The organism is Paenibacillus swuensis, from assembly GCF_001644605.1.
Classification (GTDB): Bacteria; Bacillota; Bacilli; order Paenibacillales; family DY6; genus Paenibacillus_N; species Paenibacillus_N swuensis.
In genome coordinates this window covers 4,074,848-4,094,245 of record NZ_CP011388.1, presented here as the reverse complement: position 1 = coordinate 4,094,245, position 19,398 = coordinate 4,074,848, and the positions used below count along the sequence as shown (strand labels likewise).

Below are 19,398 nucleotides of genomic sequence, written 5' to 3'. Positions count from 1 at the left end.
CGCTGGTTCCTCCGTGATTAGGTTAGTTTCGGATCTGGCCGTTGCCGTAAATTCGATATTTCGTGGATGTCAGGGCAGGCAGACCCATCGGGCCGCGGGCATGCAGCTTTTGGGTGGAAATGCCGATCTCCGCGCCGAATCCGAATTCGAATCCGTCGGTGAAACGGGTGGAGGCGTTATGATAGACAGCAGCCGCATCCACTTCCTGCAGGAAACGCTCAGCGTTCGCGTGATCTTCGGTCACGATGCATTCCGAATGCATCGTGCCGTACTGGCGGATGTGCGCAAGCGCTTCATCCAGCCCTGACACGATGCGCAGAGACACAACGTAGTCGTTGTACTCTGTGCCCCAATCTTCCGCGGTCGCCGGCAACGCCCACGGCAGCCGGCGGACCGTCTCCGCGCAGCCGCGGATTTCGACGCCCGCGGCGCGCAAAGCTTCCGCCAGGCGGGCGAAATCGCCCTCGCCGTAGGCGGCGTGCACAAGCAGCGTCTCCATCGCGTTACACACCGATGGACGCTGCGCTTTGGCGTTGACGGCGATGGACTCCGCCATCGCCGGCAACGCCGAGGCATCCACGAACGTGTGGCATACGCCCGCGCCGGTCTCAATGACCGGCACCGTGGCGTTCATCACGACGTTCGTGATCAGCGACTGGCCGCCGCGCGGGATGACGACGTCGAGCAGGCCGTTCAGCTTCAGCATCTCGTCGACCGAGGAACGGTCGGCGTTCTCGATGAGCTGAAGCGCATCGGCCGGCACGGCGGAACCGCGGAGCGCGGCGTGCAGCGACTCTACGACGCGGGCGTTCGTGTGTAGCGCCGCGGAGCCGCCGCGCAGCACGACGGCGTTGCCCGTCTTGAGGCACAAGGCGGAGGCGTCCACGGTCACATTCGGACGCGCCTCATAGATCATGCCTACCACGCCAATCGGTACGCGAATCTTCTGAATCCGGATCCCGTTCGGACGTGAAAATGAATCCAGTTCATCGCCAATCGGATCCGGCAACTGGGCGATATCCCGTAACGCTTGCGCCATAGATTCGATACGTCCAGGGGTGAGAGCCAGCCGGTCTTGCAAGGAAACACTCATCCCTTGATCGCGTCCACGCTGCAGATCGAGTTCGTTCGCGGCAATAATGGCTGCCGTGTCTGCCACCAAACGCTCCGCCATGCGCACCAAGGCGTCATTCTTCTGGTCCGTTGTCACATTGTTTAATACAGCGGCCGCTTGCTTGGCCAAAGTTGCTTTCTCCCTAACTTCGCTCATCTTTATGTCCTCCTCCAAAATATTAATTCAGCGTTACCCACTCATCTCTGTGAATCACTTCAATCCGTTGAACGTCGACCCGTTTCTGTACCTCATCGGTGGACAACCCTGCAACCGCCCTGATTTGTGCGGAAGTATAATTGGATACACCGCGGCCGATGGGATAGCGTTCGCCGTTGATGACTTCAATGACGTCGCCCGGGTGAAAATCACCCTCCACTTCACATATGCCTACGGGGAGCAAGCTTTTCCCGCCGGATCGAAGCGCGGCTTCGGCTCCGCTGTCCACAAGCACGGTACCCTTGGGCAGGGAATGAAAACCGAGCCACTGCTTCTTCATAGAAAGGCTATGCTGACGTGTCTCGAAATACGTCCCTTTCCCGGTTCCCGCCACTGCAGCTCGTAAATCTCCCGGCTCCGTCACACGTCCTATAAATACCGGTACACCTCCGCGCATAGCAATTCGCGCGGCTTCCACCTTGGAGCGCATGCCGCCGGTTCCGACAGAAGAACCCGCGCCGCCGGCAATCCGAAAAATCTCATCGGTTACCGCATCGATCCGGTCCAATCGCCGGGCATCGGAATGATGCCTCGGGTCCGCGGTATACAAGCCGTCCGTGTCCGTAATTATATCAAGCTGCTGCGCCTTGCAGAGGTTGGCAACGAGTGCGGACAGGGTATCATTATCGCCGAACTTGAGTTCATCCACCGAAACCGTATCGTTCTCATTAATGATGGGAACAACGCCCCGGCGCAGCAATTCATCGATCGTCATCTGGGCATTGTGAACGCTGCGGCGGTTAGAGAAATCATAGCGAGTCAGTAAAATCTGGGCAGTGGGGATATTATGTAAGCCGAAAGCCTGATTGTAAGCCTGCATCAGGAGCGCTTGACCGACCGCTGCCGCTGCTTGCTTCTCGTGCAGAGCTTTCGGTCTAGTTGTGTAACCGATGGCCCGGAAGCCGGCGGCTACCGCGCCGGATGTCACGAGCAGCACATGGGCTCCTGAACGTATCAGCGAGGTAATTTCGTCGGCGAAAAATCCGATGCGTTCGCGATTCAATCCTCCCTCATCCGAGGTCAGGGAGGAGCTTCCGATCTTTACGACAATGAGGCGCATGTTCATCCTCTCCTTCTTTAACTTGGCCTTATGGGTCTTGCTGAAATATAACGCCGAACGCATCTTTACAGGAAATAAAGGATCCGCGTACACAAAAAAGACCCTCGTCCTTAATCAAAGGACGAAAGTCTGTTGCTTCCGCGGTACCACCTTCATTGATGACTCCTGTTACGCAGGGCAGGGTCATCCAACTTGGAGCCTCGTAACAGGAGGCGCTGTTCAACTTCCGTTGACCGTTCAGGGGTAGGTTTCAAGGAGAGGCAAGGTAAATTATTTCAGCCCGGCGTACCGGAAATTTACTCTCTGCAGCATGCCGGTCTCATCTACTGGCCCCGTCAATACGTTTCACATTTGTACAATAGAATAGCACGGCTGGTATTGTTTGTAAAGACAGCTTTTGGCTGATGCTTCAGCCGAAAAGACCCAGCCTGCCGATCCGTTCGGCGGCTTCCTCGAGACGCGCTTCAGGCGCAAGCAGCCCTACGCGCACATAGCCCTCGCCATGCGCCCCGAAGCCTACGCCCGGCGCCACAACCACCTTCGCCTCCTGCAGCAGCAGATCGGCGAAGGACACGGAGGTATGCCCGTTTGGCACGGGCAACCACGTGAAGAACGAACCCGGCGACGGCTTGGCATCCCAGCCGATGCGTCCGAGCGCACCGTACAGCGCGTTCCGGCGCTGTTCGTACACCCCGACCAGCTCCGTCACGCAGACTTGCGAAGCGGTCAACGCTTCCGCTGCGGCGGCTTGAATGCCGCCGAACAGCGAAACATAGTAGTGATCCTGCATCAGATTGATCAACCGGATCACTTCTTTGTTGCCCAGCGCGAAGCCGACGCGCCAACCGGCCATGTTGTAGGTTTTTGAAAGCGTGTAGAATTCCACGCCCACTTCCTTCGCGCCCGGCGTTTCCAGAAACGATACGGGGCGGTGTCCGTCAAAGCCGATTGCGCCGTACGCGAAATCACTGGCCACAACGATACCGTTCTTTTCCGCGAAGCGTACTGTCTCTTCATAAAAGCCGCGGTCCGCGACCGCCCCTGTAGGGTTGTTCGGGTAATTGATGAACATGAGCTTGGCCCGTTCCAACGCGGACACGGACAACGCTGAATAGTCCGGAAGGAAGGCATGATCTGCCTTGAGCGGCATCGTTACCATTTCGGCTCCGGAAAGAGCGACACCGGACCAATAATCCGGATATCCCGGATCGGGAACTAAGCAAACATCTCCCGGATCCAACAAGCATTGACTGATTTCAACGAGACCAGTCTTTCCTCCGAACAAGATAGCGACTTCGGTCTCCGGATCGAGATCCACATTGTAATCAGCCTTATATCGAGAGGCGATGGCTTCCTTCAGAAAGCTGTATCCGCTGAACGGGGGATATTTGTGGTAAAGAGGATTCGTGGCAGCTTCCTGCAGCTTGCTTACGATATGCGAAGGGGTAGGCATATCCGGATTGCCTTGACCCAGGTTAATCACATCATGACCTTGCGCAATCTGAGCGTTGGCTTTACGAACCAGACCCGCAAAAAATTGCGAAGGCAAGTGCTGCATGCGTTTGGCAGGCGAGATGGGAAAATGGGAAGTATTCATATAGGTTCACTCCGTTTTCTTGGCAAAATATTAGAATCAATGTATCATGAAAAACCGGCAAAGTATAGAGCCTTATCTCTTGCTGGGCCGCTTGTTTATTGACATGAGGCGTCAACAGTTTAAGATAGAAAGTATCAGGTTGCACACAGGGGGAATGATGTCGTTGACTGAACAAAGATTACAAATTGCGTTGCTGCAAATGGATATTGCCATTGGTGAACCGGAATTGAATATTAAGAGAGCAGGGCAATTGCTGGAGGAGGCCGTCTCGGGAGCTGTTATGCCGGATGTGATCGTCCTGCCCGAGATGTGGAACACGGGGTATGCTTTAGATCGGATTCATGATTTGGCGGACCGAGACGGAGAGCAGACGTCAAAGCTAATCTCCGCATTTTGCCTGAAGCATAACGTGAATATCATCGCGGGTTCCGTAGCGGATACGGACGGGGAAGATGTAAAGAACAGAGTGTACGGATTTGATCGAAAAGGGAAGCGGATCGCGGATTATTCCAAAATTCATCTGTTCCGATTAATGGAAGAAGAAAAGTATCTGACAGCCGGCGAAAAGGAGGGAACGTTCGAAGTTGAAGGTGTGCAGGCAGGAGCGATGATTTGCTATGACATTCGTTTCCCCGAGCTGTCGCGCAAACTGGCTTTGGGCGGTGCGAAGCTGGTATTTGTTCCCGCGGAATGGCCGCACCCCCGTCTGCATCACTGGAGAACATTGTTGACCGCGAGAGCTATTGAAAATCAGATGTACGTTATTGCCTGTAATCGCGTCGGGGTCAGCGGAACAACCGCGTTCTTTGGACATTCCATGATCATTGATCCATGGGGCGAAGTCATTGCGGAAGGCGGAGAAGAGGAGGCGATTATTCGCGCCTCCATTGATGTTTCATTAGTCGATGAAGTACGCGCGCGGATTCCCGTCTTTGAAGATCGCCGTCCTACGCTGTATTAAGGGTTCCCTCCTAACCGATCTGTTTCGTATTCTTTCATGACATCCATCAGGGTTGCGATGAACGCCTCGGCCGCCTTGGACAGATAACGTCCTTTACGTGAGGCGATAACCAGCGTTCTGGAGGGGGCTGAGCCGTTTCGGCTTGCTAATCTCAGGTACGCGGGGATGAAATCGCCGCTCTGGGAACGTGTCATCATATGAGGCACGAAACCAACGCCCATTCCGGCGGCAACCAGGGATTGCACGGTTTCGATATTGCTGCTTTCAAACACCACACGGGGAGAGAATCCGGCTTCTTCACAGAGATCCAGTGTGATTTGGCGGAAGCCTTGACCTCTTTTCAGAACGATAAACGGTTCATCTTTAAGGCTGCTTACATCCACGGGCAGCCTATTCGCGATTTCGGCCAAGGGATGGGAATGGGGTACCGCTAAACATATTTCTTCCTGGATCAAGGTTTGGTATGTCAATGATTGTTCAAGCAATGGTAAGGTCAAAAGCGATAAATCCGTTTTGCCGGCGGAAGTGAGGGCTTCCAGATTGTTGGTTGTATCCTCGACAAGAGCAATCTCGATATTGGGGTATTTACGTGCGAACACGGGCAATACCAGCGGCAAAATGTGAGAACCTGTAATCGGCAGCGAACCGACTACGAGCTTGCCTTTGCGCATATTCGAAATGTCCGCCATCGCAAGTTTAAGCTGCTCGGCGGCATCTATGATTTTTTGCGCTTGTTCCACGAATGCTGCACCGGCGTGGGTAAGTTCTACGGAGTTAGTGCTCCTTCTAAAGAGAAGCACGCCGATTTCTTTCTCCAGTTTGGAAAGTTGTTGGCTCAGGGAAGGTTGGGCGATATGCAGTTTCTCGGCGGCGCGGGAAAAGTTTTTTTCGGCGGCAATTTGAATGACATACTGTAGTTGGCGAAATTCCATGATGCACCTCGCAATATTATAGTTAATACCTATCATGCTTATAGATATTATATCTTGGATCAATGAAGAAAGGAATGTTACATTAAGTTTAATAATTTTAAAGTGAGCGTATCACTTTACATGAGGTGATGAAGATGTCAGCACAAACATTATTCGAGAAAATTTGGAACAGACACGTTATCCATCAGGAAGAAGGCAAACCGAGCATTATCTATATTGATCTTCAATTGGTGCATGAGGTGACTTCGCCGCAAGCGTTTGAAGGTCTCCGTCTGACAGGTCGCAAAGTACGCCGTCCGGATTTGACGTTCGCTACGATGGATCACAACGTGCCCACGAAAGACCGCTTTAACATCACAGACCCGATTTCCAAGCAACAGATTGACACACTCGCACAGAACTGTGCGGATTTCGGTGTAACACTGTTCGATCTGAATCACATTGATCAAGGTGTCGTGCACGTGATGGGTCCCGAAATCGGATTAACTCATCCGGGTAAGACCATCGTTTGCGGCGACAGCCATACGTCTACACACGGCGCTTTCGGCGCGTTGGCATTTGGGATCGGCACGAGTGAAGTAGAGCATGTGTTGGCTACGCAATGTCTGCAACAATCCAAAGCGAAGACGATGGAAGTGCGCATTAACGGCGCTCTGAAGCCAGGCATTACCGCGAAGGACTTAATACTGGGCGTCATCGCACAATACGGCACGGATTTCGCGACAGGCTATGTTATTGAGTACACAGGCGAAGCGATTCGCAGTCTGACTATGGAAGAACGAATGACGGTTTGCAACATGTCCATTGAGGGCGGAGCCAGAGCGGGACTAATTGCGCCGGACGCAACGACTTTCGACTATTTACGCGGTCGCGAATATGTTCCGCAAGGCGAGGCATTCGAACAAGCCGTTGAGGATTGGAAACAGCTGAACACGGATGAAGGCGCGGTATACGATACCGTTATCGAATTTGATGCCGAGAAACTCGTACCTCAAGTGACCTGGGGAACTAGTCCGGGTATGGGTACAGATGTTACCGCCGATGTACCGGATCCTGCATCCTTTACTACAGAGAACGAGCGTAAAGCCGCTGAGAAAGCCATTGAATATATGGGGTTAACACCAGGCGTTCCGATGACGGAGCTCTCGATTGATGTTGTGTTTATCGGCTCTTGTACAAACGGACGTATCGAAGATTTACGCGCAGCGGCAGCTGTTGCCAAAGGGCATAAAGTTAACCCGAGCGTTCAGGCGATGGTTGTACCCGGCTCCGGCCGCGTGAAACTGCAAGCGGAGAAGGAAGGCCTGGATCAAGTGTTCATCGAAGCGGGTTTTGAATGGCGTGACGCCGGTTGTTCCATGTGCCTTGCCATGAATCCCGACGTACTGACGCCAGGTCAGCGTTGTGCATCCACCTCGAACCGGAACTTTGAAGGTCGTCAGGGGCGCGGAGGACGCACGCATCTCGTCTCACCGGCAATGGCCGCCGCTGCAGCCATCCACGGCAGATTCGTCGATGTGCGTGAATGGGAATTTAAAACTGAGGTTACGGCATAAGGCCGGATAGAGGGAGAGGGGCTGCACAGATGGAACCATTTAAGCAATATACAGGATTAGCCGCACCCGTAGACCGGGTGAATGTGGATACAGATGCCATTATACCGAAGCAGTTCTTGAAACGGATTGAGCGTACCGGGTTCGGACAGTTTCTGTTTTATGAATGGCGATTTGATGAAGAGGGGAATGTAAACCCTGACTTTGAACCGAACAAGGAACGATATCAGGGCGCATCCGTTCTGCTTTCGCGAGCCAACTTCGGTTGCGGATCTTCGCGAGAACACGCGCCGTGGGCTATTCTCGATTACGGCTTTAAAGTCATTATCGCTCCGTCTTATGCGGATATTTTCTATAACAATTGCTTTAAAAACGGGATCCTCCCAATTAAACTCTCGGAAGCGCAAGTGGAAGAATTATTCCAGCGGACTTCGGCAAATCCAGGCTACCAATTGACGGTAGATTTGGAAGGCAAGAAGCTGACAGACAGCCTAGGTCTTGAAATTCCGTTTGACTTGGATGAGCATCGCCGTCAATTCCTGCTGCAAGGTCTGGATGATATCGGTCTTACTCTGCAACACACGGATGCAATTACGGCATATGAAGAACAGCATCAATCTCGATTGGCCTATAAATAACTTTCGTAGTTCAGTAACAAAAAAAGAGTCTATCTCCTAACCTGATCACAGGAAAGAGGGAAGACTCTTTTTTTCTATCATTTTCCGCAACTTTTTACATCCCTATACGTCTAACTAAAAGGCTGACAAGTCGAAAGAATGGTTTTACTGTCTAATTTTACCCTTTATCTGCAGATTCGAAACACTACTCAAGTCAGAAGGGACAGTGACCTACCAAACAGGAAGAAGAGGTGCATCATGAAAAAAGTAGTTGCTGTATTTTTCTTTATGTCCATGCTGTTTATGCTGATGCCTGTCATGGCCGGCGCAAACACGCCAATCAAATTGTACTTGGACGGTACAGAGCTTCAATCGAACGTTCCGCCTAAAGTCGTGAATAATTCGGTTCTGGTTCCTGTTCGCGTCGTCGGGGAAGAACTCGGCTCTGACGTGATCTGGAACAAGAGCGCGAATACCGTGAGTATTTACAATGAAAGTCTTGAAATCATTCTGAATATCGGTAAGAAGGGGGCAACTCTCAACGGACAAGCTGTCACGCTTCCTACTGCGCCGGTAGCGGACAAGGGTTCACTGCTGTTACCATTACGCTTCATCGGACAAAGTATGGGGTTGGATGTGTACTGGGACCAACCGAATCGTTCGGTGATGTTGTCCAAGCCTGTGACTGTTGAACCTGCGCCTCCTGAAACTGGAGAAGGAGAAGGCGTTGAGCCCGTGGAACCGGGAGAGCCTGCCAATCCGGAAGCCGGAACAGCCAAGATTCATTCCATCTATTTGCAGGATGATTCCGTAGTGATTCAAACCGATGGTGCTTTGTCACCGACTTCCTTCCTGTTAACTTCTCCTGATCGGATTGTTGTCGATTTGCCTGCGGCGGATTTCATGCCGGATTTCTTTCAACAGAATACTTCCGGAGTTCAGCTAGCGCCGCTGTCCGGCGAGATGCTTGCGGATCACCCGGTAATTTCTAAAGTAAGGTATTCGCTCTTCTCCAGCGAAGATCAGACAATCCGCGTCGTGGTAGATTTGAAGAGTGCTTCGGGGTATTCGGTTACGTATGACAGCAATTTGCAGCAGGTGCTGATTTCCTTGACAAGCGTTGTAAGCCCGCCGGCTGATGCCCGGTATAAGGTGATCATCGATGCGGGTCACGGCGGAACCGATCCCGGCGCCCCGAGTATTAACGGACGCAGGGAAAAGGACTTTACCCTGGCGGTCGCATCGAAGGTGAACGTACTGTTGTTGAAGGAATCGAAGATTGAAGTAGTCATGACACGGACCGGAGATACCTATCCTTCATTGAGCGATCGCAGCAGTTTGGCGAACAATGTCAATGCGGATTTATTTATTTCCATTCACGGAAACAGCCTCAAAGGGAGTTCCGCCAATGGACTAGAGACATATTACTTGCATAAGAATTCAGCTGAATTCGCGAACATTGTTCATAAGAATCTACTTTCCGCTACCAATATTAAAGATCGTAAGGTGCGCGTAGAAAATTTCCACGTTGTACGCGAGACCAAGATGCCGTCTGTATTGTTGGAGCTTGGGTTCTTGTCATCCTCCTCGGATGAAAGCAAGATGTTCAACGAAGAATATCAACAACGTTGCGCGGCGGCAATTGTTAAATCCATTAAAGAGTACTACAAACTATAGAAGGTAGGGATGTCCAATGAACAAGCGAAACCTAGGTATAGCGTTGTCTCTTAGCACCCTATTGTTGACAGCATGCGGGGACAAGCCGGCGAATGAAAACAGCGCATCAGCCGATTCAAACAATAAGGCTGTAAGCGGTAGCCAGACCACTTCTCCCAATGCGAAAAATACAGAATTAACGATTAAATCCTATTATACGGATGATGAGATTCTGGAGCTTGTAGAGCGCGACAGTAACATTACCTTTAAGTCTGAGAAGGATAAATATCTTGCCGCACTTAACACGTTGAAACAATCGGATCAATCCGCTGATTTCGCTTTGTGGAGAGATGTGGAGTTCTCGATTACCAAGTTTGAGAACGGACAATTAACGATTGACCTTAGAATGGGGGAGGACTTCGCGGGACTCGGAGCACCCGGAGAGCAATTAGCGATCCAGTCTCTTCAAAAAACCCTTTTTCAGTTCAATGAAGTTACGTCGATTTCGTTACTGAAAGAAGGAAAAGCGGTCGAAACGTTGTTGGGCCATGTTGATTTACAACAGCCGATCATGAGAAAATAAAAAAATATTTAGTAACAATTGGACATGCTTTTTTTGTAACTTTTTCGAAAACATACCGTCTAAGCCTTTGTGGACAACCACTGGGCTAGGCGGTTTTTTTATGGAAACTGAATTACAAGTTGTTCTTCTCCGGCAATTGTTCTTAAAAAGTTCGCAAAAACATTCAGGAACAGATTGATTAATGTTTCCAGATTGGTTACACTGGGTTTCGAATGTTTTTTAAGCAATTAGAAAGCATTAACGTTCTTGTCGAAGTGGGGTCCGTTAAGCCATGAATCGAACACAAGTCCGGCATGTGCTGGACACTATTGGCACCATGTTTCCGGACGCTCATTGTGAGCTGCGGCACGAGAACCCTTTTGAACTGACGATCGCTGTGCTGCTTTCTGCACAATGCACAGATGAAACGGTGAACAAGGTGACTGCAGATTTATTTCACAAGTATAAGAAACCCGAAGATTATATCGCTGTCCCCTTGGAAGAACTAGAGATGGACATCAGACGCATTGGGTTATTCCGTAACAAAGCCAAAAATATTCAACAACTATGCCGAATTCTTCTAGAACGTTATAATGGTGAAATTCCCAGAGAGCATGAACGCTTGGTAGAGCTTCCGGGCGTAGGACGCAAGACGGCGAATGTAGTCGTATCCAACGCGTTTGATGAACCCGCTATCGCTGTGGATACTCATGTTGAACGTGTTTCCAAACGATTAGCGCTGGCGAATTGGAAAGATTCCGTACTTGAAGTTGAACGTAAGCTGATGAAGCAAGTTCCTCGTGAGGAATGGACTTTAACGCATCATCGTCTTATTTTCTTCGGAAGATATCACTGCAAGGCTCAGAACCCGCAATGTGAAATCTGCCCTTTGCTTCCGATGTGTCGTGAAGGACAGAAACGAATGAAAAAGCGCTAATTTAGAAATGATTAGAAATAGCGGATTTAAAACTATAGAATCAGAAGGATGGGATTAATATGAAATGCGTATCTGTATACACAAGCAACTTTGAAGTATTCTCCGACTTGTTTGAAGAAATTCTTAATACCAAACTGGAAGAGAATGAAGAGAAAGTCATGGAAGGCATCACGGTAACCGAATCCGGCGAAGTGCCTGAAAATTATTTGGAGCGTATGCGTTCGAAGCTTGAAGTAGTAGTTATGAAAGTAAAGGATTCCGATATCACGATTCTGCAACACGGGAATTTGTTCGAAATTCTTATTCCCGAAAAAGAAAATGTGTTAAACTAAAGACCGAGTCTATCGGTTCTTTTTTTTGTTCATTTTTGATTCATTTCGGGAGGATATCGACATATGGCGGCACAGTTAACGACAACTCCCCTGCAACAATCTCTGATCCAATTGCAGCGGGTAATGCTAGACGCGGACGATCGCGTACATGCGGACAAAATAGAGCAATTATTACATAAATTGAATAGCGAGCCTTTGGCTGTGGCGTTTTGCGGTCACTTCTCCGCAGGGAAATCGACGATGGTGAACCGGTTATGCGGTGCTGAATTACTGCCCTCTTCGCCTATTCCAACAAGCGCGAATCTGGTCACCATCCGCAGTGGCGAGGCGGAAGCACAGGTAAGACGGCATACAACAGGCTACGGTTCCATAGTCCATTCTGTTCCGTTGGAACAATTGGAATCTTATTGCAAGAATGGGGAGGATATCGAAGCCGTTGAGATTCATTATCCGGTCCCATTGCTCGGAGAACGCATGATGTTTCTCGACACGCCGGGAATTGACTCCACAGACGATGCCCATAAGCTGGCGACAGAGTCCGCCTTGCACTTGGCCGATGTTGTATTCTACGTTATGGATTACAACCATGTTCAGTCCGAGGTGAATTTCGAGTTTACAAAGCAGTTACAGGATTGGGGAAAACCTCTTTATTTAATTGTGAATCAAATTGACAAGCACTCGGAAGACGAACTCCGATTCGAAGACTACATAAAAAGTGTGGAAGAAGCGTTTGCCGGCTGGAACATCCATCCGAACGGCATTCTGTTTACTTCATTGCGAGACCTTAGCCATATGCATAACGACTGGGAGAGGTTGGTGTGGCTACTAGAGGAATTGAAGACAAAAGGTGAACAGTTGAGGATGTTTAGTATGGAGCGGTCCGCTGCGCATCTGATCGGCGAGCACGGGAAGCTGCTTGAATCGCGTAATATTGGTTTAAAACAACGGTTACTGCTTGAGGTCGGCAATCTTTCGGAGGCAAAGGCCGAGATGAAGGCGGTCGAGAAGGCTGAGTTTCAGTTAAATGAACTAGCACAACAGCCTTCACAAATGGGACAGCGATGGAAGAGAGAAATGTCATTGATTTTGGATAATGCTAACTTGACGCCTGCATCCACTCGTGAGTTAGCCGAAGCCTATTTAGAAAGCCGAAAGCCGGGGTTTAAGACAGGACTGTTTTTTGCAAGCGGAAAGACGGCTTCCGAGAAGGAACGCAGAGAAAACGCGTTTTATCAGGATGTGTTGAAGCAGGTCACAGCGAATGTGGATTGGCATATGAGAGACTGGCTTCGGAAAAGCAGCGAAGAGGCGTCGGTAGCTTATGAAGATTACCTAACATTGTTGGATGAAGCGCGGGACGAAGTAACTGTAGCCAAGCTGGCGGACTTGATCCAAACCGGCGCAAGCTTTACTTCGGAGTATACGATGACTTATTCGCGGAAGCTTAGCGACGATATGAAGGGTGTGTATCGCAAAGCCGGGATGGAGATTCTGGAACATCTTATCCGGCATACCGAGGATCACGTGGAAGCGGAATTAAAGGCGGAGAGGCTTCGTTTGGATTCCCTAAGAACTCAACTGGAAGCGTACCAAAGATTGCATGATTTAGAAAAGCGGGAGCAAGCGTATGTGAAGACCTTGTTAGATGATAACCGGCTCCATCCGACCCCGTCCATGAATGTGCTTACACTGCCGGATCTCGGATTGTTTATGAAGAAGGCACAGCAGACTGGAGCGGATTCATGGAAAGAAGCGGTTACTGGCGGTACACAAGCAGCTCCCGTAGATTTCACTGTAGCGGCTGACACGGGAATAGCAGACCGAACCGACGACGCGACCGATCAAACCCAGATCCGTGAACGTCTGGACGAGACAGTACAGAAACTGAATCGGGCGGGCGAACTGATCGACGGGATCACCTCCATGGGTTCTCTTGCTCGTTCCATGAGGGAGAAATCGGCACAGCTGCGTGATAATCGCTTCACGATTGCTTTATTCGGAGCTTTCTCCGCAGGAAAGTCTTCCTTCGCAAATGCGCTAGTCGGAGAAAGGGTATTGCCGGTATCCCCCAATCCGACAACAGCCGCCATTAACAAGATTGTTCCGCCAGTAGTCGGTTTCCCTCATGGTACAGCTAAAGTAAAGCTAAAAACCAGAGAGGCTGTATTGGATGACGTTCGCTTCTCTTTGGAAACGCTGGGATATCAGGCTTCGGATACACAAGATTGGTTGAGAACGATTGCCCGCCTGACACCGGATCGACTTACACCGAGAGGTAAGCCTCATTATGCCTTCTTAAAGGCTGTGGAACGGGGCTGGCAAGCTGCGGAGAAGCAGTTGGGCATGGAGTTGCGTACCGAGACTCTTCCCGATTTCGAGGCCTATGTGGCGCTAGAGGAGCAATCCTGCTTCGTGGAGTGGATTGAGCTACATTATGATTGCGCTCTAACCCGCCAAGGGATCGTGCTGGTGGATACACCGGGAGCGGATTCCATTAATGCAAGGCATACTGGGGTTGCCTTCAACTATATCAAGAACGCGGACGCGATTCTGTTTGTGACCTATTACAACCATGCGTTCTCCCAAGCGGACCGTGAATTCCTGCTGCAGCTGGGTAGGGTGAAAGAAAGCTTTGAGCTGGACAAAATGTTCTTTATCGTCAACGCGGCTGACTTGGCCGCTTCCCAAGAGGAACTCACGGGTGTTGTCACGCACGTGAAAGACAATCTCCTGCAGTACGGGATCCGTAAGCCGCGGATCTTCCCGCTGTCGAGCAAGCTTGGCGTGCAGGCGAAGACGGCTGATGACGAGAGCCTCATCAGCCGCTCCGGCTTATCCGCGTTCGAGCGCGCGTTCTATGCCTTCGCGTTCGGCGAGCTGGCGTCGCTCGCCGTCGGCGCGGCCGAGGCCGAGATTCGTCGCGGCGCGACGCGGCTCGGCCAATGGCTGGACGATGCGCGCATAGGTGACGATGCGCGCCAGAGCAAGCTCGCCGCGCTGAGCGAGGCGCGGGCGGGAGGCGAGCGGCTGCTGGCGGAACTCAGCGGCCGTTCGCGGGAACGCGAGCTGCGCCAGGAAGTCGGCGAATTGCTTCACTATGTGAAGCAACGGGCCGTCTTCCGCTTCGGCGGCTTCTATAACGCCGCGTTTAATCCGGCGTCCCTGCAGGATGACGGCAGGGACCGCAAACAGGCGTTGCGCGCTTCCTGGAAGGAGCTGTCGCGCTCGATCTCTTATGATTTGTCACAGGAAGTGTTAGCAACGACGTTACGAATTGAAAACTTCCTGAACCGGGAAGCGGAAGGGTTGTATACGGAGTTTGCAAGGCTGCTGGAACAACAGATGGAAGGCTTCCATGCGGAACCCTATGCCCCACAGGCATTTGCTACGCCTGCTGTGGAGGAGTCTTTACCGGATTCACCCGACGTTGAGAAGGTTCTCCTTGAGCACTTCCGTAATGCCAAACAATTTTTTGAGGGTGCGGGCAAGGAACGGTTGAAGGCGGAGTTGGAAACCATTCTGATGAGCATGTTAGATGCGTTCACGGAGCGTCATCAACTCTTGCTGATGGATGCATATCACGGTCAGCTACAGCGCACGATTGCCTCTTTGGCGGAACAACAGCTTAGAGAGTGGAACGAATATGCTCAAGGTATGCAGGAATCTTTAGAGATGAAGCTCGATCTGCCTGACATTCTGTCGAGACATCGGGAACTTATCGCCTTAAGTAAACCTTTATAAGCCTCTTTTTAGCAGACATTAGCCTTTTCTCAAATACGGGAATTCCCGTGGAGAAAGGGCTTTTTTTCGTACAGGTAACAAATGGAATGATTTTCGATGATTTAAGTGATTTCAGAGGATTAGTTCCTCCTTATGAAGGCAGAGGTGGTTATATGAGGAAATATGCGTTATTCCACTGATTGAAGGATAAATTCTATGGTGCTAATATTCATAAAAGATTCAATAGTAAAGGGGAAGGAGATCTTGATTTTCGCCTTTAGACGGGAATAGTGTGTAGAGAATCACAGGGGTAACTATATTGCTAAGAAGTCCGGCTGTAACCGGATTCACAACTGGGAGGTACTAGGGTGGAAGTATTCAGGCAATTGAAGCAGTTTTACTGGTCTGAGAAGAGGCTGCTCACCGTATCGATTTTTTGTCTGATGGTCGCAACGGCATTAGGGCTTGTATATCCTTATCTGTTAAAAATTTTAATTGACGATGTCATTAAGCAAGAAAATTACGCCATTGTACCTGCTCTGGCCATCGGGGTTTTTGTAGTGTCAACGGTAAAGGGAATTTTTCAATTTCTCCATGGATTAAGCGGGGGACGCGTTGGCAATCGTGTAGCTTATTCAATGCGAAATGCGTTATATGAGAAACTGCAATATTTATCGTTTCAGTATTATGATACTGCCAAAACCGGTGACTTGATGTCCAGATTAACGGCAGACCTGGAGGCCATTCGACAGTTTATAGGCTTTGGATTTGCACAAGTTCTAAACATGTTCCTGATGTTTACGTTTGGCTCGGCCCTTATGCTGTATATGAACTGGCAACTTACCCTCATCACATTTGTAACTGTTCCGTTGCTTGCATATACGGCTATACGTTTTGAGAAGAAGATTCATCCGGCCTTTCGGGAAATGCGGCTCGCGATGAGTAATCTAACCACAGCAGTTCAAGAAAATATCACAGGTGTTCGAACCGTAAAATCGTTCGCCCGCGAGCCTTACGAGGTAGAAAAGTTCTCCTCCCGGAATGAAAACTATAAAGCGAATCAGATTGAAGCGGCTTCAATATGGGGCAAATATTTCCCGGTCATGGAGCTGTTCGCGTGTCTGTGCGTCGTAATCCTGTTGGCTTCCGGCGGGACGATGGTCATTAACGGCAGCTTGACGCTGGGCGAACTGGTCGCATTCTTTAGTTTAATCTGGTACATTATCGGGCCTATGTGGCAGATTGGGTTCCACATTAACAACTATACACAGTCCAAAGCTTCAGGTGAACGTATACTTGAGATCTTAAACCAATATATCCATGTGAAGAATAAAGAGAACGCGACTGAGCTCTCGGATGAAGATGTTCAAGGTCATGTAGTATTCACTGATGTAACATTCGCCTATCCGGATAAAAAGCCCGCGCTACGTCAATTCCATGTGGACGCCAAACCCGGCAGTGTCATTGGATTGTTAGGGGGAACGGGTGCAGGTAAATCAACCGTTATCCAATTGTTAATGCGGGCCTACAGCCCTCAAGCCGGCTCGATCACGTTGGATGGTCATGCCATTGATGACGTAACCATTCACAGTTTACGCAAACAGATCGCGACGGTGTTCCAAGAAACCTTTCTTTTCTCTTCTTCGATTCGTAACAACATTGCTTACGGTTTGCGCCATGTGACCGATGAGCAAGTTATGTATGCCGCCAAGCTGGCCAAAGCGCATGAATTTATTATGGAGTTGCCGCTCGGCTATGACACGGTAGTCGGTGAGCGAGGTATGGGTTTGTCCGGCGGACAGAAGCAGCGAATTGCGATTGCCCGAGCTCTGTTAAAGAATCCTCGAGTATTGATTCTTGACGACGCGACAAGCGCGGTGGATATGGAAACTGAACATGAAATCCAAGCAGGTTTCAAGGAACTGATGAAAGGGCGCACAACCTTCATTATCGCCCATCGGATCTCCTCTCTCCGCCATGCTGATGAAATTATCGTTCTGGATGAAGGACGCACGGTGCAGCGAGGGACGCATGAGCAACTGCTCGCTATGGAAGGTCCTTACCGAAAAACTTATGAAATCCAATATGCTGATGCGCCCGACGCAGCCGCGGCGGCCAGGAGGTTGGCGAATTGAGCGACAAGAACCAGAAACCTAAAGACCAGGATCAAGCAGAACCGATAACAAATCAAGATCGTTTCGTTTATCAGGATGATGAAATTATGGAGAAACCGTTTGACTGGGGACAATTAAGACGTCTTGGTGTCTACCTGAAGCCTTACGCTAAACAACTTCTGCCTGTTATCATTATCATGATGGTCCTTGGAACGATTACACGGCTTGCCGTGCCGTTTATCATCAGCCAGGCGATTGATAAAGCCATTGAACCTGTTGCCGGTGGCGGGGGGAATGTAAGACTCCTATGGATTTATGCGATTACGATGATGGTACTTTACTTGATTCAGTGGGGAGCTAACACCTATCGAATCCGGTACACCAATATTATCGGACAACGTGTAATTTATGACATCAGGCATGATATATTTAAGCATATTCAAAAACTCTCCTTTAATTTCTTTGATAAACGCCCCGCGGGTTCCGTGCTTGTGCGGGTAACGAATGATGTCAATTCGCTACAGGATTTGTTCACAAACGGTGTTGTCAATGTCCTCATTGATTGTGTACAGCTGGTAGGGATTATTATCATCTTGCTCACGTTGAATTTTAAGCTTGGATTAGCCGTGATGATAACTGTACCTTTAATGTTTATTGTCTCTACCTCGCTGCGTAAACACATCCGCAGAGCCTGGCAGGATGTTCGCACGAAACAGGCGCGACTTAACGCTCATTTAAGTGAGAGTATCCAGGGAATACGCGTAACGCAAGCGTTCACCCAAGAGAAGGAGAACATCGGATTCTTCGACGAGATGAATATGTTCAACCGGCTTTCTTGGAACAAGGCATCAATGATGAATCAATCCTTCGGTCCCGTTATTGAAATAACCGGGGCGATCGGCGCCTTTATCTTGTTCTTCTATGGAGCTCACTTAATTGAATCCAAAGAAATTACTATTGGTTTGTTCGTGGCCTTTGCCAGCTATGTAGGGAATTTCTGGGAACCTATCAACAGGCTAGGACAAATGTATTCACAGGTGCTGGTCGCCATGGCTTCATCGGAGCGCATCTTCGAATTTATGGATATTGAGCCTTTAGTCGATAACCGGAAGGAAGCGGTGTCCCTGTCGAACATTGAAGGCGATATTACCTTTGATCAGATTGTGTTCGAGTATGAGAAAGGCCGCCAAGCATTGAAAGGAATATCCTTGGATGTTCAAGCAGGTCAGTCGATCGCGTTTGTCGGTCACACGGGATCGGGTAAAAGCACGATGATCAACTTGCTGTGCAGATTCTATGATCCTGTCCAGGGCAGGGTGCTGATCGACGGACATGATATCCGGGATATCCGGCTGGAAAGCCTGCGTTCACAGGTTGGTATCGTGTTGCAGGATACCTTCATCTTCTCGGGAACGATTCGCGATAACATTCGTTTCGGACGATTGGACGCCACGGATGAGGAAGTAGAGATCGCGGCAAAAGCGGTCAATGCGCATGACTTCATTGCCGGTTTACCGGACGGCTATGAAACGGAAGTACAGGAGCGAGGCAACGTACTCTCCATGGGACAGCGACAGTTAATATCGTTTGCGAGGGCTCTGTTGGCGGATCCGAAAATTCTGATCCTGGATGAGGCGACAGCAAGCATCGATACGGAGACAGAGTTGAAAATACAAGAAGCTTTGAAAACTCTCTTGTTCGGAAGAACCTCCTTCATTATCGCCCATCGCCTGTCTACCATTCGTCATGCGGATAATATTGTGGTTATGGATCACGGCCGGATTATGGAGCAGGGGAATCATGAAGAGTTAATGCGGCACGCGGGCATTTATCGGGGATTAATTGATGCTCAGTTTAAATTCCTTTCAGCTTAATACGATGTATAGAAAAGCCCAGGTATCTTAACAGATGCTTGGGCCTATTTATATGCCTCTTTACAGATTATAATCCAAACATATGTTCTTAATCAAGTTCTTCATTTGCAAATTGATTGCATAAGAATTACTCTAAGTATTAACTAATATTGC

At 49.7% G+C, this 19,398-nt stretch carries 14 protein-coding genes; 10 read left to right on the top strand and 4 right to left on the bottom strand.

Annotation, left to right across the window (positions count from 1 at the left end):
* Positions 1-22: 22 nt before the first annotated feature.
* From SY83_RS18270 to SY83_RS18260, 3 genes are all read right to left on the bottom strand, one after another.
* Positions 23-1,270: a glutamate-5-semialdehyde dehydrogenase gene (locus SY83_RS18270; RefSeq protein ID WP_068609136.1), complete on the bottom strand. Its 1,248-nt coding sequence runs from the start codon at positions 1,268-1,270 to the stop codon at positions 23-25.
* 22 nt (positions 1,271-1,292) lie between these two features.
* Positions 1,293-2,390 carry a glutamate 5-kinase gene (proB, locus tag SY83_RS18265; protein ID WP_407944597.1) on the bottom strand — a complete coding sequence of 366 codons (1,098 nt, stop codon included), beginning with the start codon at positions 2,388-2,390 and terminating at the stop codon, positions 1,293-1,295.
* A 409-nt stretch (positions 2,391-2,799) separates the two neighbouring features.
* Positions 2,800-3,987 (bottom strand): pyridoxal phosphate-dependent aminotransferase, encoded by a 1,188-nt coding sequence (locus tag SY83_RS18260; RefSeq protein ID WP_068609133.1) that lies wholly within the window; start codon positions 3,985-3,987, stop codon positions 2,800-2,802.
* A gap of 154 nt (positions 3,988-4,141) precedes the next feature.
* On the opposite strand from SY83_RS18260, the gene SY83_RS18255 reads away from it, so the two are divergent.
* Positions 4,142-4,948 carry a carbon-nitrogen family hydrolase gene (locus tag SY83_RS18255; RefSeq protein WP_068609131.1) on the top strand — a complete coding sequence of 269 codons (807 nt, stop codon included), beginning with the start codon at positions 4,142-4,144 and terminating at the stop codon, positions 4,946-4,948.
* On the opposite strand, the gene SY83_RS18250 is transcribed toward SY83_RS18255, so the two are convergent.
* Entirely contained in the window at positions 4,945-5,880 is a 936-nt protein-coding gene (locus SY83_RS18250) for a LysR family transcriptional regulator (protein WP_068609129.1), read from the bottom strand. The genes SY83_RS18255 and SY83_RS18250 overlap by 4 nt on opposite strands.
* 134 nt (positions 5,881-6,014) lie before the next feature.
* On the opposite strand from SY83_RS18250, the gene leuC reads away from it, so the two are divergent.
* From leuC to SY83_RS18205, 9 genes are all read left to right on the top strand, one after another.
* Positions 6,015-7,436, top strand: a complete 1,422-nt coding sequence (leuC, locus tag SY83_RS18245) for a 3-isopropylmalate dehydratase large subunit (protein WP_068609127.1) — start codon at positions 6,015-6,017, stop codon at positions 7,434-7,436.
* Between the two features lie 29 nt (positions 7,437-7,465).
* Positions 7,466-8,071: a 3-isopropylmalate dehydratase small subunit gene (gene leuD, locus SY83_RS18240; protein WP_068609125.1), complete on the top strand. Its 606-nt coding sequence runs from the start codon at positions 7,466-7,468 to the stop codon at positions 8,069-8,071.
* A 237-nt stretch (positions 8,072-8,308) separates the two neighbouring features.
* Complete coding sequence (locus tag SY83_RS18235) at positions 8,309-9,727, top strand: N-acetylmuramoyl-L-alanine amidase family protein (RefSeq protein ID WP_068609124.1); 1,419 nt, start codon at positions 8,309-8,311, stop codon at positions 9,725-9,727.
* Positions 9,728-9,743: 16 nt separating this feature from the next.
* Positions 9,744-10,289, top strand: a complete 546-nt coding sequence (locus SY83_RS18230; RefSeq protein ID WP_068609122.1) for a GerMN domain-containing protein — start codon at positions 9,744-9,746, stop codon at positions 10,287-10,289.
* A 271-nt stretch (positions 10,290-10,560) separates the two neighbouring features.
* Positions 10,561-11,205: an endonuclease III gene (gene nth, locus SY83_RS18225; RefSeq protein ID WP_068609120.1), complete on the top strand. Its 645-nt coding sequence runs from the start codon at positions 10,561-10,563 to the stop codon at positions 11,203-11,205.
* Positions 11,206-11,264: 59 nt separating this feature from the next.
* Complete coding sequence (locus SY83_RS18220) at positions 11,265-11,537, top strand: NAD/NADP transhydrogenase alpha subunit (protein ID WP_068609118.1); 273 nt, start codon at positions 11,265-11,267, stop codon at positions 11,535-11,537.
* Between the two features lie 63 nt (positions 11,538-11,600).
* On the top strand, positions 11,601-15,278 hold the full coding sequence (locus tag SY83_RS18215; RefSeq protein ID WP_068609117.1) for a dynamin family protein: 3,678 nt from the start codon (positions 11,601-11,603) through the stop codon (positions 15,276-15,278).
* A 347-nt stretch (positions 15,279-15,625) separates the two neighbouring features.
* Positions 15,626-17,392, top strand: coding sequence for an ABC transporter ATP-binding protein (locus tag SY83_RS18210; RefSeq protein WP_068609115.1), 1,767 nt, complete (start codon positions 15,626-15,628; stop codon positions 17,390-17,392).
* Positions 17,389-19,245 (top strand): ABC transporter ATP-binding protein, encoded by a 1,857-nt coding sequence (locus tag SY83_RS18205; RefSeq protein WP_068609114.1) that lies wholly within the window; start codon positions 17,389-17,391, stop codon positions 19,243-19,245. The genes SY83_RS18210 and SY83_RS18205 overlap by 4 nt, the downstream gene beginning before the upstream one ends.
* Positions 19,246-19,398: the final 153 nt, after the last annotated feature.

Excerpts from the sequence above, each read along its gene's own strand:
- SY83_RS18270 (WP_068609136.1), bottom strand. The coding sequence starts at position 1,270 with ATGAGCGAAGTTAGGGAGAAAGCAACTTTGGCCAAGCAAGCGGCCGCT.
- proB (WP_407944597.1), bottom strand. The coding sequence starts at position 2,390 with ATGCGCCTCATTGTCGTAAAGATCGGAAGCTCCTCCCTGACCTCGGAT.
- SY83_RS18260 (WP_068609133.1), bottom strand. The coding sequence starts at position 3,987 with ATGAATACTTCCCATTTTCCCATCTCGCCTGCCAAACGCATGCAGCAC.
- SY83_RS18255 (WP_068609131.1), top strand. The coding sequence starts at position 4,142 with ATGATGTCGTTGACTGAACAAAGATTACAAATTGCGTTGCTGCAAATG.
- SY83_RS18250 (WP_068609129.1), bottom strand. The coding sequence starts at position 5,880 with ATGGAATTTCGCCAACTACAGTATGTCATTCAAATTGCCGCCGAAAAA.
- leuC (WP_068609127.1), top strand. The coding sequence starts at position 6,015 with ATGTCAGCACAAACATTATTCGAGAAAATTTGGAACAGACACGTTATC.
- leuD (WP_068609125.1), top strand. The coding sequence starts at position 7,466 with ATGGAACCATTTAAGCAATATACAGGATTAGCCGCACCCGTAGACCGG.
- SY83_RS18235 (WP_068609124.1), top strand. The coding sequence starts at position 8,309 with ATGAAAAAAGTAGTTGCTGTATTTTTCTTTATGTCCATGCTGTTTATG.
- SY83_RS18230 (WP_068609122.1), top strand. The coding sequence starts at position 9,744 with ATGAACAAGCGAAACCTAGGTATAGCGTTGTCTCTTAGCACCCTATTG.
- nth (WP_068609120.1), top strand. The coding sequence starts at position 10,561 with ATGAATCGAACACAAGTCCGGCATGTGCTGGACACTATTGGCACCATG.
- SY83_RS18220 (WP_068609118.1), top strand. The coding sequence starts at position 11,265 with ATGAAATGCGTATCTGTATACACAAGCAACTTTGAAGTATTCTCCGAC.
- SY83_RS18215 (WP_068609117.1), top strand. The coding sequence starts at position 11,601 with ATGGCGGCACAGTTAACGACAACTCCCCTGCAACAATCTCTGATCCAA.